A 15,939-nucleotide genomic window follows, 5' to 3' on the forward strand; every position below is an offset into this window, starting at 1 on the left:
TCTGACTCCCCGTCAGTTCTCGCAGTTCTCTCCCGACCCCCACAGGCGTCACGGCAACAGTGAGGCCGCGGCCCCGGGCCCAGGGTCCTGAGCCGCGGTCTGCCGTCCCCTCATGCCTGAGGAAGCCATGACTCCCACCCCCCACCTCACCGAACTCGCCGCCCGCGTGGAGCGTCCCGCACCCTTCCAGCCCGTCGAACGTTCGCTTCTCGCCCACGCCGGTACCGCGACGGTGGACATCGTCGTTCCGGTCTACAACGAGGAACGAGCCCTGCCCGGCTGCCTGCGCACGCTTCACGCCCGCCTGTCCCGGGGCTTCCCCTTCCCCTGGCGGATCACTGTCGCCGACAACGCGAGCACCGACGAAACCCTGGCCACCGCCCGTCGCCTCGCGGACGAGCTGCCCGGGGTCGGCGTCGTCCACCTGGACCGCAAGGGCCGCGGACTCGCGCTGCGCACGGTCTGGGGCGCGAGCGACGCGGACATCGTGGCGTACATGGACGTGGACCTCTCCACGGGCCTCGACGGACTGCTCCCGCTGGTCGCGCCCCTGGCCAGCGGGCACTCGGACCTCGCGATCGGCTCCCGGCTGGCTCCCGGCGCACGCACGGTGCGCGGGCCGCGCCGCGAGTTCGTCTCCCGCTGCTACAACGGCATCATCCGGCTCACCCACGGGGTCCGCTTCACCGATGCCCAGTGCGGATTCAAGGCGGCCCGCACCGAGGTGCTCGGGCCGCTGCTGGAAGTCACCCGCGACGACGCGTGGTTCTTCGACACCGAGCTGCTCCTGCTCGCCGAGCACAACGGACTGCGTATCCACGAGGTCCCGGTCGACTGGGTCGAGGACGTCGACACCCGGGTGGACGTGGTGAGCACCGCCAGGGAAGACCTGCGGGGCCTGTGGCGCATGGCGCGGCTCAAGGCGTCCGGTGAGGCCCGGGTCGAGGTGCGGTCGCGCCCCGAGCCGGCCGCCGAACATCCCGACGCCGTCCTCGCACCCCCCGCGCGGCGCGGTGTGCTGTCGTGGGAGGTCGGCTGTTTCGTCGCGATCGGCGTCGTCTCCACGGCCGGACAGGCCCTGCTGTACTGGCTGCTGCGCGGTTGGTGGTCGCCGGCCGTCGCCAACCTGATCTCGCTGCTCGGTCTCACCGTCCTCAACACCGAGGCGAACCGACGCCTCACCTTCCGGCACTCCACCACCCGGCCCGCACGTGCGCACCTCGGTGCCGGGGGTCTCTTCGTCCTCGGCTATCTGGTCACGTCCGCGGCGGTGCTGTGGTTCAAGTCGCTCGATCCCGGTGCCTCACCGGCCGCGGAGACCGCGGTCCTCGCCACGGCGTCCGTCGCGGTCACCTGCGTGCGCTTCGCCGTGCTGCGACTGGCCGTCTTCGCCGACCCCCGTAGCCGTACCCGTTGACGAGAGCGAATCCAGACATGAGCAACTACGCGCACATCAGGCCCGTACCGGCGGCATCGGCACACGACGGGAAGCGCACGAGTACCACTACGTCCGTCCGCCGACTCCCCGGCTGGGCAGCACCCGCCGCGCTCGGAGCCGTCCTCGTCCTCGCGGCCGTGCTGTACGGCTGGGCCCTCAACTCCCTTGGCTGGGGCAACAGTTACTACTCGGCCGCCGTGAAGTCGATGGGGAAGAGCTGGACCAACTTCCTCTTCGGCTCCTTCGACCCGGTGGGCGTGGTCACCGTCGACAAACCCCCGGCCGCGCTGTGGCCGCAGGTGATCAGCAGCAAGATCTTCGGGATGCACGGCTGGGCGCTGATCCTGCCGCAACTCCTCGAAGGCATGGCCGGGGTGCTGGTGCTGCACCGCACCGTGCGCCGCTGGGCGGGGGAGCGGGCGGCACTGATCGCGGCTCTCGTGCTCACCCTGACCCCCATCACCGTGGCCATCAACCGGGACAACAACCCGGACACACTGCTGGTGCTGTTGCTGGTGTCGGCGGCGTACGCCCTGACCCGCGCGTTGCAGGCCGAGGGCCGGGCCGCGACATGGTGGCTGTGCGCGAGCGGCTTTCTGGTCGGGTGCGGATTCCTCACCAAGATGCTCGCCGCCTGGATGGTCGTTCCCGCGTTCGCCGTCGCCTGGCTCGTGGGAGCAAGCGGCCCCTGGATACCGCGAGTGCGGCGTCTGCTGGGCGCGGGGGCCATCCTGGCGGCGTCCTCCCTGTGGTGGGTCGCCATGGTCGCCCTGTGGCCGGGCGACCGCCCCTACATCGGTGGCAGCAAGGACGGCTCGGCCTGGGACCTCGTGATCGGCTACAACGGGCTGGGGAGGGTCTTCGGCTCCAGCGACGGGATGCCCCAGGGAATGGGCGGATCAGGCGGCGGATTCGCCGGCGGATTCGGCGGTCAACCCGGCCTCAGCCGTCTGTTCGAGGCGCAAGTGGGCGGCCAGATCAGTTGGTTGCTGCCGCTCTGCGCGCTGGCTCTGGTCGTCGCCGTCGTCGGTGTGGTGCTGCGCCGACGGGGCGGACTGCCCGACTCCGCCGTACTGCCGGCCTCCGGCTGGCTGCTGTGGGGAACCTGGCTGGTGGTCTGCGCGGCCGTGTTCTCGACCCAGAAGGGCATCTTCCACCCCTACTACACCACTCAGCTCGCCCCGGCGATCGCCGCCCTGTGCGGCGGACTGACGGCAGCCCTCGTCCGCGTCCACCGCGCCGGCCTGCGCTGGGCACCGCTGGTCGGCATGGCCGCGGTCGTGGTGAGCGTGGCCTGGGCCGTGGTGCTGGTCCGCCGTGAGCCCGACTGGCACGGCTGGCTGGTCTGGCCCGTGCTGCTGGCCGGTTGCGCCGCGGTCGTCCTCCTGGTGCTCGCACGACGCCGCGGCCGACTGCTGACGGTCGCCGGTTGTGCTGCGGTGCTGTCGGTCCTGCTGGCGCCGGGAGCGTGGGCGGTGACCGTCCCCGGCTCGACCAGCATGGGAGGCTCCAACCCGACGGCCGGGCCGACGACACTCGGGTTCGGCGGCGGTGGCATGCCCTCGCAGGGCGCGGACAACGGAGGCCTTCCCTCGGGCATGCCGTCCGGGATGCCGTCGAACATGCCGGGCCTCCCCGGCGGTGACGCCTCTTCGGGACAGACCGGCGAGCCCCCGACCGGCGGAGTGCCTTCCGGCATGCCCACAGGGGGAGCGAACGGTATGCCCGGTGCATCCGGGGAAGCGGGCTCGAACGCCAGCGGCACACCCTCGTTCCCAGGTACCGGCTCGGGAACGGCCCCTGGCGGGCGCGGCGGCTTCGGCGACGGGGAACTCACCGCCGAGCAGCGCAAGATCCTGCAGTACGCCGTCGAACACGCACCCGACGCACGCATCAAGCTCGCCGTCGAGGGCGGCGCCCTCAACGCCAGCGCCTTCATCCTGGGCACCGACGAAACCGTCATCGGCATGGGCGGCTTCACCAACAGCGACAACGCGCCCTCGGTGGCCCAGTTGGAGAAGTGGACCAAGAACGGCGAACTACGCTACATCCTGGGCTCCGACATGAACGGCGGCGGCATGCCGGGCCTGTCCGGCGGCTACACCGAGCAGCGCTCCGACTGGATCGCCGACCATTGCACCAAGGTTCCGGTGTCGGCGTACGGCGGCACCTCCGGCACGTCGTCACAGAACAACGGCGGCGGTGCGATGGGATCGGGCGGAGGCAACGTGCTCTACGACTGCGCCGCCAAGTAACCGACGCCCGAACGCCGGTCGCGACACGGCAGAACGGACCAGCAGACGCATGACCGAGCAGCCCGCAGCCGCGCGACCGCGGCATCGGCTCCTCGTGGTCGAGGACGAGCCCAGCATTCGCACCCTGCTGGAGGCGACGCTTCGCCTGACCGGATACGAGGTGAGCAGCACCGACACCGGCCGGGCGGCCCTCCTGGAGGTCGAACGCTTTCAACCGCATCTGGTGCTGCTGGACGTGATGCTGCCCGACCTGGACGGCTTCGAGGTGACCCGGAGGCTGCGGGAGGCAGGCGACGACTGTCCGATCCTGTTCCTGACCGCCCGCACCGGCACCGACGATCGCATCACCGGCCTCAGCGCCGGAGGGGACGACTACGTCGCCAAACCCTTCAGCATCGAGGAGGTGCTGCTGCGCATTGAGGCCATCCTGCGCCGCACGGCGCCGTCCGCCGAATGGCGGGCGGCGCCGAGTGTGCTGCGCTACGCCGACCTCGAACTCGACGAGGGCGCCCACGAGGTGCACCGCGCGGGACGGTACATCGCCCTGTCGCCAACGGAGTTCAAGCTCCTGGCCTACCTTCTGTCGAACGCGGGCCAGGTGGTGAGCAAGGTCCAGATCCTCGACCACGTCTGGAGCTACGACTTCGCCGGCGACTCCCGGATCATCGAAACGTACGTCAGGTACCTGCGCAGGAAGATCGACTGCTTCGAGCCGCCACTGATCCACACCGTGCGAGGCGTCGGCTACTGCCTCAGGTTTCCCCGCGACCACGCAGGGACGCCGGACCAGTGACCCGGTTCCTGCCCCGGCCGCCCAAGTCGCTGCGAAGGCGCCTCGTCCTCGGCGCGGCTCTGCTCGCCACCGCGGCAGTCCTGATCTCCCAGGCGATCGGCTATGTGGTGCTTCACTCCTGGCTGCTGGACCGCGTCGACGAGCAGCTCGTCGAGTTCCATCCACCGGCTCTCGTCTACTACGACGCGCTCCATGGCAGGCTCCCGGATCCGGGAGGACAACAGGATGTGCTTCCCTCGGACTTCCACATCTACTTCTACGACTCCTCCGGGAGCCGTCTGAACAACTCCCTGGGCTCCGAGACCAAGCCAGGACCTCGGTTGGCCGGTCGAGCGGAGGGCCTCGGGCTGAAGGACGGGCACCCCGGAACCGTGTCCGCCGTCAGTGGTGACGGCCGCTGGCGGGTGTTGCTGAACCCCGGTCCGGACGGCATGAGCGCGGTGGTCGCCCTTCCGCTCGACACCGTCGACGGCGCCACATCGAAACTCCTGTGGTTGAACGCCGTACTGCTCGCCGTCACGGTCGTCGCCCTGATCGCCCTGGGCCGGTGGGTGGTTCGTCTGGGGCTGCTGCCCCTGACCAGAATGGAACGGACGGCTCAGGACGTCACCGCGGGCCGGCTCGATCTGCGGTTGCCCGACACCGATGCGGGTACGGAGATCGGACGACTCGGCCGGGTCCTGAACTCCATGCTCGACCGCCTGCAGAAGGCGCTGCTGGCCCGAGAGGCCTCGGAGGCCCGCCTTCGCCGGTTCGTCGCCGACGCCGGGCACGAGCTGCGCACTCCGCTCACCGCCATCCAGGGCTACGCCCAACTCGCCCTTCGCCCTGAACCGCGCTCGGCGCTCGAACGAAACGAGGCCAACCGGTTCATCGCGCAGAACGCGGAACGCATGAGTCTGCTCGTCGACGATCTCCAGTTGCTCGCGACCCTGGACAAGGAACCTTCGTACGGCAGGGAGCGGGTCGATCTGCTGTCCCTCGCGGCGGACGCCGTCAGCGCCGCCGCCGTCCACAGCGAGTCCCATCCCGTGGACCTCGGCCCGTTGCACACCCCGGCCGATCCCACCGGAGCGGAGGAACTCGTTGTCGCGGAGACCGTCGGCGACCCGCACCGACTGCAGCAGATCGTGGAGAACCTGCTTTCCAACGCCCGCACCCACACCCCGCCGGGCACCCGGGTCCATGTTCGTGTCGGCACGACCGAGGCGGGTCCCGGAACCGGCGGCACGGACCGGCCCGGACGCACCACCGCTTCACCGCCCCTGCCGGAGGGCCAGCCGGTCAGTGTGATCGAGGTGGCGGACGAAGGGCCGGGCCTCGAACCAGTCGACGCCGAGCTCGTCTTCGAGCGGTTCTACCGCGCCGACCCCGCGCGCTCCCGCATCCACGGCGGCAGCGGCCTCGGCCTGGCCATCGCCGCGACCATCGCCGAGGGCCACGACGGCCGCCTCGAACTCGACACGGCCCCCGGCCGCGGCTGCACCTTCCGCCTGGTCCTGCCCGCAGCCGACTCCGGCCCGGAACGCCACTGATCCCGCGCGTACGGGAGGCGCGGCCCATGGGGGCGCCGCAGAGCTACAGCGGGTCCCCGGGCGTAGGGAGGACGGGACTTGGAGGGCGACCCGCGGTCGATGCGGCCGAGGAGCGTCTCCGCGGCCGGTGCGCGCAGCAGAGTGCGTCGCCGGCGAGCGGATCCTCCTCCGGCCAGAGGCCGTAAGCCATGGCGCTGTCCCGTGCCCGGCACTGCTGTCCGGCTGCTCATGCGCCGCCACCCGGACCGCCGAAAAATCGGCGGCAACCTTTGCGCCGCCTGTGACGACTGAGAGGTGCAACACCGACTCGCTCTTTCGAACGGATGGACATGCAGGAGACAACACGTCAGGCGGCGCGGCAGCGCAGGCGCAGACGCCGACTGATGGTGGGCACCACCACGGGGCTGATCGTCACAGGACTTCTCGTCTGCCTGGTCATGACGATGCGACCAGACCGCAAGGAGGAGGCAGGGCAGGCGGCGGCCACTGCCGTCGCCAACTCCCAGGAGACTCTCCCGGCGGGCTCGCCGGGGCACTCGGCGTCCCCGTCCACGACCTCCACGAGTTCCGTGACACCGTCCGCCGGTCCGACCACGCCGAAGGCCTCCCCGTCCAGGTCGGCGGCGCCGGCATCGGCCTCCCCGCGGAAGGCTCCCGTCACGACCTCGCCGGGCGGGCGGATCCGGCCCAAGGTCACCTACCCGGGGGTCGCCACGGTCTACAAGGCCGGGGTCGGGGACGGCGCCTGCTCGTACGGTCCGAGCAGCGACATGATGATCGCGGCGATGAACACCACCGACTACGAGACGTCCAGGGCGTGCGGGGCGTACATACGCGTCCATGCGGCGAACGGCGCCTCCGTCACAGTCCGGATCACCAACGAATGCCCGCTGCCCTGCGCACCCGGGCAACTCGACCTCAGCGAACAGGCCTTCGCCGAACTGGCCCCCGTCTCGACCGGACGGCTCGCGATCACCTGGAGCCTGCTGAGCCCCGACACGTCGGGCACGATCTCGATCCGTTACAAGACCGGGTCCAGCCCTTACTGGTGCGGCATCCAGGCGATCGGCCACCGCAACCCGCTGGCCCGGCTGGAGGTCCGCACCGGCGGCAGTTGGCGCCAACTGGCCCGCACCGACTACAACTACTTCCTCTCTCCCGACGGCAGCGGGTGCGGCGGCGCCATCAGGCTCACCGACATCTACGGACAACAACTCACCGTCGACGGAGTCGGTCTACGGCCGGACGTCGTACAGCCCACGCGACTCCAGTTCGCACGACACTGACCACGTCGGTGACAGCGGGCTCCTCCGATCGGAAACGCGATCGCCGACGGCACGGAACCGACCGGGTCCGGCCGGCGAGGTCGGTGGGGGTTTTCGGGTGGGTGGGGTTGACGCGTACGAGGCGTTATTTGGGCTTCTTCCCGTTGCCCTTGGCTCCGCCCGTCTGGCCGTTGCCGGAGGAACCGGTGTTGCCCGCCGTGCCGTTGCCGGCGTCCGCGGCCTGGCTGGGTTTGCCCGTGCCGACCGACTTGCTCGGTGCGGACGTCGCCTGCGCCAGTTGCTCGGAGCAGTACGCGGCGACCTTGTCACTCCCGCCGGCGGCCGCGACGAGCTGCTGCCAGGCCGTCGCTTCGAGCGCCTTGCCGCGGTCCTTGACCTGCTCGTAGGCGCGGCAATGGGCTTCGGTGTTCTGGGCGGGCGACGAACCGTCCGTCGGCCGGTCGGCGCCGGTCGGCGCCGACGAGGCCGCACTGCCCGGCCGGTCCGGGGCGACCGACGGGTGCGCGGTCGCCCGGTCGGTACCGGCGCCGTCCGTGGACGAGCCGGCGGAACCGATGGCCGCGACCGCGACGCCACCCAGGGCCAGGCTGGCGAATACCACGCCGAACGTCGTTTTCACGGGTCGCCCGGCACGCCGTTTCGCGGGCAGTCGCCAGTCGTCCCGGCGCCGGGTCCGCGCCCGGTGTGTGCCCGGGTTGCGGGTGGTCCGGAAGGCGGCCAGGGCGCGCTGCTCGGCCTCGGGGTCGAGATCCCTGTCGCGGATGACGACGTCCAGCGTCGCTTCCAGTCCGGCGGTGTCCCGCTCGTCCCACGGGTCGGACGAGGCGTCACCAGGGTGCACATGTCGGCGGCCCGGAACTCCGTCGCCGCTCAGCCGTTCACCCATGTCCGCTTCCGTTCTTGTCCGACAGGTTTGATTCGTTCGGCATGTCCGTCTGGTGCCTGTACATCGGCCCACCGTGGCCGTCGATGTTCATTTCGGCTGCTGTCGTTGTTCGTTTCGACTCCACCAGCGTTCGGGAAGCCTCATCCGTCACACCCGCGTCCACTTCGCTGCCGACGCCCAGTTGGCGCGCGAGGCGTTTCAGTCCGCGATGGGCGGACGTGCGCACCGCTCCCGGGCGCTTGCCGAGGACGCGGCCGGCGGCGGGACCGTCCAGGCCGACCACGACTCGCAGGAGCACGGCCTCGGCCTGGTCCCGCGGCAGCCCGCGGACCAGGTCCAGGGCCCGCTCGGTGGAGAGGGACTCCAGGGCCTGGTCATAGGTGCTGTGCGGGCCGGGCAGGTCCAGTACGTCCTGTTCGGTCCCGCCCGCCCGGGGCCGCACACGCTGGCGCCGCAGATGATCCAGCGCACGGTGCCGGGCGATGGTCGCGGTCCAGCCACGGAACCCGGCCCCGTCTCCCTTGAAACGGTCGAGGTCACGGGCGATTTCCAGCCAGGCGTCGGACGCCACGTCCTCCGCGTCGTCGCCGACAAGCCCGTGCAGGTAGCCGAGCAGGCTGGGCTGCACGATCCGGTAGAGGATCGTGAAGGCGGATTCGTCGCCGTCCTGGGCTCGCTCGACTGCCGCGCCCAATTCCCCGTCGTACGTCTGCACGCGCCGGGGTCGCCGTAGCTGGCCCAAAACTTTCCTCGTTCGCACCGTTCAGAGTGGGTCCGTGCCGTCCGCCGTGCTCCGGTCGCATCGACGGCCCCATGTTGACCAGCGTCCGTGCTCACAGAAGTGTCACAACACATCAGCTTTCTCCACGGCATCGCAGGCGCTCCGCCGCGCAGCCGCCGCCGGCACGAGGGTCGGCTCGACACCTCCCCGGTGCCCCGTGAATTCGGTGTGCGGACGGCGGTGCGCGACCGCCCCCGCCCCCGCCCGGTGACGTTTCGTGTTGGCCGATCGCTGGGTGAGTACCGGGTTCGGGACGACACAGGCCGAGGGCGACCGCCCGCCGGATGTCGACACCGCAACCCGTCCCCCTGCCCCCTCTCCGTACCGCTTGTGACTCCCCCCAGCGAGCGGCGCGGAGAGGGACGGGGTGGCCGGAACCCGCCCACTGCGCGGGTTCCCGGCCACCCCACATGCGCCTCGGGCCGGCGGCGGGCAGTCGGACGCGGAGCGGGCGAAATCACCCGCGTGCGCCCGACAGCATCACCCTCGCGCGCACGACGGTCGCGGGGGTGATGCCGGAAGGGGGTCCGCCGGGTCGCGTAATGCTTCGGCGCTCCCGCGCGCTCCTTGTGGCATGAGTACGTACCTCCGACTGCGAGCGGTGCCGCCCCCGGCACTGCGCAACAGCGCGACCTGGCTTGAACGACTGTTCGGGGACGGCTCGGCGACCGTCCGCCACCGGCTCGTCCGGCACCACGAGGAGGTGCTGGACCAGCGCTATCTGGACCAGGAGCGGATCTACGCCGGTGCTCTCTCGCATCGCGCCGAGGACCGGCCGCGGACCCAGGTGGTGCTCGGTGGCCGCCCGGTGTTCCGCCCCGACCGGCACAAGCCGCCGCTCCTGGTGCTCACGGCGGCCCAGGTCCGCCGGGTTGCCGGGTTCCTGGCGACGGCCGACTTCGACGCGCTCTGGGATGTCGCCCGCGACGAACTGGTACCGCGCTACGGCGGCGTGACCGCGGAGCCCGAGACCTGGGGTGCGTTCGCTGCCGCGCACCAGGAGCTGAAGGCGTTCTACGCGCAGACGGCCGAGCACGGGGACGCGGTGGTGAAGTGGCTGCCGGCCTGAGACACGCGAAGGGCCGGGGCCGGAAGCCCGAGGCCGACAGCCAATTTCTTGTTCGGCTTGCGGATTTAGTCACCATTAGTCCGTTATGCGGAACCGAGGTGTAACACTTCCGGCCGCGTTCGCTCTGTCCATGCGGGCGACCGTGTCGGTCGGACAGGACAGGGGGCACGACTCGTGCAGTGGACGAACGAAAGCGGCGGGGCGTACGGCGAGGATCCGTACGGGGGCGCCGGGTACGCGTATGCCTACGGCCACGAGTACGACGGCGGCGCGACAGCCGACACGGAGTCGCTGACCCGGGACCCCGTCACGACGGCGTGGGACTCTCCCCACGGTGACGTCCTCACCGTGCCGCTCCCGGAGGCCGACCCGTCGGGGCCGTTCCCGGAGGCCAACCCGTCGGGCCTTCCCGTACCAGGACCGACGAAGCCGACGAGACCGTCGGTGCGGCCGGTGTTCGTCAATTCCTCGGGGCACCGCCGGCGTCGCGTGCTCCGCGCCGCCCGGCTCCTGGTGATCCCCGCCGGCGGCTACGTCGCCCTGCTGATCAGCTCCGCGCTGGGCGGCCCCACCATCAGCGCTCCGTTCGTGCCGCAGCCCCACTCCACGCACCCCGCCACGCCCCGGGCGACCGCACCCGACTCCTCACCCGGCACCGCCCGGTCCCCGGAGATCGGGAGCCCGACCGCCGCCCTGAAGACCCCCGACCCGACGGCGGCACGGACGACCTCCCGCCCCGCCGACAGGCCGACGGCCTCCGCCACGCCCGCGCCCGCCGTGGCACCCGCGTCGCCGGCCTCGACCCCCGCCGTCACCCCCGGTCCCGCATCCAAGGGCCGCGCGATCGGCTCGTCCCACAAGCCCGTGAAGAAGTGATCCGGGGCCCCTTGCCGTGACCAACCGCTGACACGTGACCCAGCGTCGACGGGGCGACGCTCCCTCCCGTCGTCAGCCTGCGGGTCCCGGCGGGCGAGGAGACGCCCGGCACGGACTTCCCTCGACAGGACCCCGTCCTCCCGCAGCACTATCCGTACGAGACACAGCAGTTGTACTGAATTGCAACTATCCGTAGCCAATCGAAACCATTCGTACTGAGAGGACAGTGAGCAGAGCCCATGAGCGGACATCGCCGCCGACCGCCGCAGCGCCTCAACGGCGGCACACGTGCCGGGCGTGGCCGCTCCCGGAGAAGGGCGCCACAGAAGAAACGGTGGATCGACTACCCGCACCGAGGCAGGACGGGCCCGCGCCGTTGGCTTCCCTCGGTGCGCCAACTGCTGGGGCTCTTCCTGCTCTTCGTCGGTGGCACGGCCGCGGCCGTCGGCTATGCCTACGCCACGGTCACCATCCCCGACCCCAATCCCACGACGCTGTTGCAGAACAACGTCTACTACTGGTCGGACGGTTCGGTCCTGGCGACCGACGGCAGCGTGAACCGGCAGAACGTGTCACTCGCGCAGGTACCCGTCGACGTGCAGGGCGACTTCATCGCCGCGGAGAACGCCTCCTTCTACACCGACCCGGGCATTGCCCCGAAAGGAATCCTCCGCGCCGTCGTCCACATGGCCGAGGGCGGCTCGGTGCAGTCCGGCTCGACGATCACCCAGCAGTTCGTGAAGAACACCTACCTGGATCAGTCGCAGACGGTCTCCCGTAAGTTCAAGGAACTGCTGATCTCCACCAAGATCGGCGCAACCATGTCCAAGGAGCAGATCCTCCAGGGCTATCTGAACACCTGCTTCTTCGGCCGTCAGGCCAACGGCATCCAGGCCGCGGCCCACATGTACTACGACCTCCCGGTGGAGAAGCTCGACGTCGGTCAGGGAGCCTTCCTCGCCGCGGCGGTCAACGAGCCGAGCCTCTTCCAGTACGCGGACTCCGACCCCGCGGCCAGGACACAGGCGGAAGCACGCTGGTCCTGGGTGCTCGACCGGATGGTGAAGACCGGCAGGCTGACTCCCGGGCAGCGGGCACGGTACGCGGCAGCCGGTTTCCCCGCACCCACGAAATGGACCCGCGGTTCAGGACTCACGGGCGAGACCGGCTACCTGGTCCAACTCGCCAGGTCGTACGCCGAGGCACACGACCCGACCATCACCGAGAGCAGCCTGAGCAGGGGCGGCTACCAGATCCACACCACCTTCGACAGGAAGAAGACGGCGGCACTGGCCAGGGCCGTCGCAGCGGTGCGCAAGCAACGCCTCGACCCGGCCCACCGGTCGGTCGACCGGGACGTCCAGGTGGGAGCCGCCTCGGTGGACCCCGCGACCGGCAGGATCCTCGCCGTCTACGGCGGCCCCGGCTTCGACCACGCCCACTACTCGGACAACGCCGACACCTCCGGCGTCCCGGTGGGTTCGACCTTCAAGCCCATCGTCCTGGCCGCCGCGCTCCAGCACGGCGCCGTACTGCGACCCGGCAGGTCCCCGGAACCGATCACCCCGGCCAGCAGGTTCAACGGTGACGACGGCATCAGGATCAAGGACCAGCAGGGCACCTACGTCGCCGACCCCAAGGACCCCACCGGCCTCCTCCACCAGCACAACGACACCTCCCAGCGCTGGGGCTACATCACCCTGCGCCAGGCCATGGAGGACTCGGTCAACACGCCGTACGTACAACTGGGAGAGGACGTCGGCTACGGGAACGTGGCGAGGACGGCACAATCCCTCGGCCTGCGCCCGGGCAGCCTCGCCGCCCCCAGCGCCGGCTTCTACATCGGCACCTCCACCCCGAGCGCCATTCGGATGGCGAGTGTCTACGGGACCTTCGCCGCCTCCGGAATGCAGGCCGCCCCGTACTCGGTCACGAAGGTCACCCACAACGACTCGGTACTGACCGCCTTCACCGCCCCCGCCCCCGTACGGGCCCTGCCGACGGCGGTCGCCGACAACGTGACCGACGTACTCCGAGGCGTCATAGCCCGGGGCACCGGCACCAAGGCGCAGGCCCTCGGGAGGACCGCCGCAGGCAAGACCGGAACCACCGACGACTACCGCTCGGCCTGGTTCATCGGCTACACCCCGCAACTCGCCACCTCCGTCGTCCTCTTCCGCGAGGACTCCAACCACCCACAGCTTCAATCCCTGGTGGGCGTCGGTGGCCTGCAGAAGGTGTTCGGCGGTGACATCCCCACCGCGATCTGGACCCAGTACATGCGCGCCGCCCTCGCCGGCCTGCCCAACACGCCCTTCCCCGCGCCCACTTCCCTCGGCGACGGCACCGACGAGTTCGGCGCCCCCTCGACCTCGCCCTCCCCGTCCACGGCTCCCACCAAGCACGACGGCAAGCCCGGCAAGCCCGGCAAGAGCACGACCACCGCTCCCGCCCCGACGCCGGTCGCCCCGACAACCCACGCCAAGTGCAACCGCCACAAGTGCCGTTGACCGCGACAGCACCGGCCACGGCAGGAGACATCAGTCCGCTGTTCCCCGTGGGCCCCGCAGGATCTGGCACACAACTCGGCGGTCTTCGAGCAGATGCGTGAAAGGCGGTGTGCGAGGCGACGAGGCTGTCCGGCGGAAGCCTGACCGCACACCATTCTTGGGGACCGCTCGGGGACCAGGGTGCTGCGTCTTCCCGGCCTGATGGCCGGACCGGGAAGAGCAACGGCAACAGCCGCGACGGCACCTGGTCCCAGGCCGTGCTGCACGCCCGGCGGCCAGGCCCCGAAAGCGTAGAACGCGCCACCCGGCTTCGCTCCGGAACGGACCGCCCGATGGTCGGCCGCGGGGGCATGGAGTGAAGAGCGCAGACGAGATCCCTGAGGAGAAGACCTGGCTGGGGGGAACCTTGTCGGGCTGTCTTGCGCGTGCGTAGCGTGTTTCGTGGCCTGGGGTCCGGGGGGTGTCGCGAGGGCGACGTCAGCGGAGGGGCCTACCGGCCAGGGGGAGAGTACGGACGGTGTGCGCGTCTGATCGTCGGGGGCTGTCGTGGTGACGTTCAAACTTCTCGGCTGCCTGTCCCGTCGTCGCCGACCACCGTCCCGGACGGTCAGCGTCGGGCCGTGATGAAGGCGCTGACCTTCTTGGCCAGTTCCTTGCCGGCCTGTTCCTTCGCGGGGTCGTCGGGCGCGGCGATGGCCGCGATGTGCGGGCGTGCCGAGGTGGCGCCGATGATCACGAAGTTCTGGTGCGGGTTGGCGCGCGCCGCGGCCTCGGTCGCGGGTTTCATGCCGGTGCCGACGGTGACGATGAGCTCGCAGTGATGCTGCACGGCGCCGTTGAAGTACGGCAGCGCGGCCTTGGTGTCGATGGTGGGGGTGGGGAAACGCTGGGCGTTGACCCCGCCGGATTGCGCCGCGTCCTGCATGCCCTGCCAGGACGCCTGGCTGAGCCGGGCGTCCGTGGCGCCCGCGGGCGTGACGAGCAGACAGGCCCGGAAGTTGCCGGAGACGTTGGCGGCCCGGGGCTGGGCACGCTGTCCTCCGGTGAGCAGCACGGTGAGCGTCACGGCCGCCAGGAGGAGGGCGGCCGTGGTCGCCGCGATCACCGGGTGGCCGCGTACGAGACCGGCGAAGCGGTGGACGGGGCGCGCGGTGAGAGCCGGGAGCCGCATGCTGATCGGGTCCTCCTGTGGATCACGTACGACGACGGAAGCGGCGGCGGACGAGGAGGCCGGCCGCTCCGGCGGCGACCGCCCCCGCCACGGCGCCGACGACCGCGACGATTCCGCCGGGAGCGCTGCCGCCGGTGTCGGCCGCCTTCGGGGTGCCGGGTCCGGAGGCGGTGCGCAGCGGATCGGCGCCGGCGGCCGGAGCCGCTGCGGCCAGGGCCTTCAGGGGGTCGACGATGCCGTAGCCGAAGCGGTCGTCACGGCCGGAGGACGCGTGGGACTCCCCGCCGGGGCGGTCGGCGGTGGTGATGAGCCGGTCGATGATCTGCCCGGCGGTCTCCGACGGGTGGGCGGCGCGCAGCAGTGCGACGGCCGCGGAGACATAGGGAGCGGAGTAACTCGTTCCGTCCTTGGTGAGGTAGCCGCCGCTGTTCCTCGTCGAGTAGATGTCCACCGCCGGGGCCGCCAGCGTGACGTAGGAACCTGACTCGCCGTCGGTCCAGAAGCCGCCGTCGCGGGTGGTGCCGGAGACGGCGACCACACCGGGGAACGCGGCCGGATAGGTCACCGGGTTTCCCGCCCGGCCGCTGTTGCCCGCCGCCGCGACCACGACGATGTCGTGACGACGCGCATAGGCGACGGCGTCGCGGATCTGCGGGTCGGCGTCGGTGGTCACCATCGAGATGTTGATGACCGCGGCCCCGTGGTCGGCGGCGTAGACGATGCCCCGGGCCAGGGCGAGCGGGTCCGCCGCCTCGTCGGCGCTGACGCGGACGGGCAGGACGGTCGCCCGGGGAGCCAGCCCGGCCATTCCCCGGCCGGAGCCCCCGCTGCCCGCGATGACCCCGGCGACCGAGGTGCCGTGGGACTCCGGCGAGACGTCGACCCGGCCGTCGACGGCCTGGCCGGTGACGTCGGTTCCGGGCAGGACCCGGCCCGCCAGATCGGGGTGCCGGGCGTTCACCCCGGTGTCGACCACCGCGACCGTGACACCGGCCCCCTGGCTGAGCCGCCAGATCCGGGAGGCGTCGAAGTGCCGGGCGTCCAGCGGCCATTCGGACGCGAGCGGAGTGGGCGCGGCGGACTGCCGCGCAGCGGCGGGAGGTGCGGCGGCCAGGAGGAGCAGCAGCAGTGGCAGGCCGGCGTATCCGCAGGCTCGTAAAGCGCCCGACCGTCCCGGTCCCATCTGCCCCCGCAGTCCCTCTGCTGTCCAGTGAGAGCAGCCTCTCTCCCCAACTGGCAAGTGCGGTACTGGAGTTGGCCAGGAAAGCCACACGGGCTTGCAATGTACTGGTCAACCCTGGGTGTGCAATGCCGGTCTTTGACGCCAATGGCCCGGGAT

Annotated in this window: 12 protein-coding genes; 8 read left to right on the top strand and 4 right to left on the bottom strand. The window is 70.9% G+C overall.

All coding sequences use genetic code 11. From position 1 onward, the window contains the following. The first annotated feature begins 127 nt into the window (after positions 1-127). The 5 genes from OG223_RS45415 to OG223_RS45435 all read left to right on the top strand — a co-directional run bounded on the left by OG223_RS45415 (position 128) and on the right by OG223_RS45435 (position 7,307). Complete coding sequence (locus OG223_RS45415; protein ID WP_329262434.1) at positions 128-1,417, top strand: bifunctional glycosyltransferase family 2/GtrA family protein; 1,290 nt, start codon at positions 128-130, stop codon at positions 1,415-1,417. Between the two features lie 17 nt (positions 1,418-1,434). After that, positions 1,435-3,693: a glycosyltransferase family 39 protein gene (locus tag OG223_RS45420; RefSeq protein WP_329262436.1), complete on the top strand. Its 2,259-nt coding sequence runs from the start codon at positions 1,435-1,437 to the stop codon at positions 3,691-3,693. Between the two features lie 49 nt (positions 3,694-3,742). Next, positions 3,743-4,486 (top strand): response regulator transcription factor, encoded by a 744-nt coding sequence (locus OG223_RS45425; RefSeq protein WP_329262439.1) that lies wholly within the window; start codon positions 3,743-3,745, stop codon positions 4,484-4,486. After that, positions 4,483-6,021, top strand: coding sequence for a sensor histidine kinase (locus OG223_RS45430; RefSeq protein ID WP_329262441.1), 1,539 nt, complete (start codon positions 4,483-4,485; stop codon positions 6,019-6,021). Before OG223_RS45425 ends, OG223_RS45430 begins: the two co-directional genes overlap by 4 nt. Before the next feature lie 329 nt (positions 6,022-6,350). Beyond that, on the top strand, positions 6,351-7,307 hold the full coding sequence (locus OG223_RS45435) for an expansin EXLX1 family cellulose-binding protein (protein ID WP_329262444.1): 957 nt from the start codon (positions 6,351-6,353) through the stop codon (positions 7,305-7,307). A 124-nt stretch (positions 7,308-7,431) separates the two neighbouring features. Here the strand turns inward: OG223_RS45435 and OG223_RS45440 are convergent, their stop codons facing one another. Then, on the bottom strand, positions 7,432-8,193 hold the full coding sequence (locus tag OG223_RS45440) for a hypothetical protein (protein WP_329262447.1): 762 nt from the start codon (positions 8,191-8,193) through the stop codon (positions 7,432-7,434). Next, a complete protein-coding gene (locus tag OG223_RS45445; RefSeq protein WP_443073874.1) occupies positions 8,186-8,935 on the bottom strand; it encodes an RNA polymerase sigma factor in 750 nt (249 codons plus the stop codon). Before OG223_RS45445 ends, OG223_RS45440 begins: the two co-directional genes overlap by 8 nt. 613 nt (positions 8,936-9,548) lie before the next feature. Here OG223_RS45445 and OG223_RS45450 point away from each other — a divergent pair. From OG223_RS45450 to OG223_RS45460, 3 genes are all read left to right on the top strand, one after another. Next, complete coding sequence (locus OG223_RS45450) at positions 9,549-10,043, top strand: DUF1877 family protein (protein ID WP_329262451.1); 495 nt, start codon at positions 9,549-9,551, stop codon at positions 10,041-10,043. A gap of 174 nt (positions 10,044-10,217) precedes the next feature. Continuing rightward, positions 10,218-10,919 carry a hypothetical protein gene (locus tag OG223_RS45455; RefSeq protein ID WP_329262454.1) on the top strand — a complete coding sequence of 234 codons (702 nt, stop codon included), beginning with the start codon at positions 10,218-10,220 and terminating at the stop codon, positions 10,917-10,919. A 389-nt stretch (positions 10,920-11,308) separates the two neighbouring features. Continuing rightward, positions 11,309-13,429, top strand: coding sequence for a transglycosylase domain-containing protein (locus OG223_RS45460; protein ID WP_329262457.1), 2,121 nt, complete (start codon positions 11,309-11,311; stop codon positions 13,427-13,429). Between the two features lie 607 nt (positions 13,430-14,036). On the opposite strand, the gene OG223_RS45465 is transcribed toward OG223_RS45460, so the two are convergent. Both OG223_RS45465 and mycP read right to left on the bottom strand, forming a co-directional pair. Continuing rightward, complete coding sequence (locus OG223_RS45465; protein ID WP_329262460.1) at positions 14,037-14,600, bottom strand: hypothetical protein; 564 nt, start codon at positions 14,598-14,600, stop codon at positions 14,037-14,039. Between the two features lie 22 nt (positions 14,601-14,622). Beyond that, entirely contained in the window at positions 14,623-15,783 is a 1,161-nt protein-coding gene (mycP, locus tag OG223_RS45470; RefSeq protein ID WP_329262462.1) for a type VII secretion-associated serine protease mycosin, read from the bottom strand. Positions 15,784-15,939 lie beyond the last annotated feature (156 nt).

This window comes from Streptomyces sp. NBC_01478 (genome assembly GCF_036227225.1).
Lineage (GTDB): Bacteria > Actinomycetota > Actinomycetes > Streptomycetales > Streptomycetaceae > Streptomyces.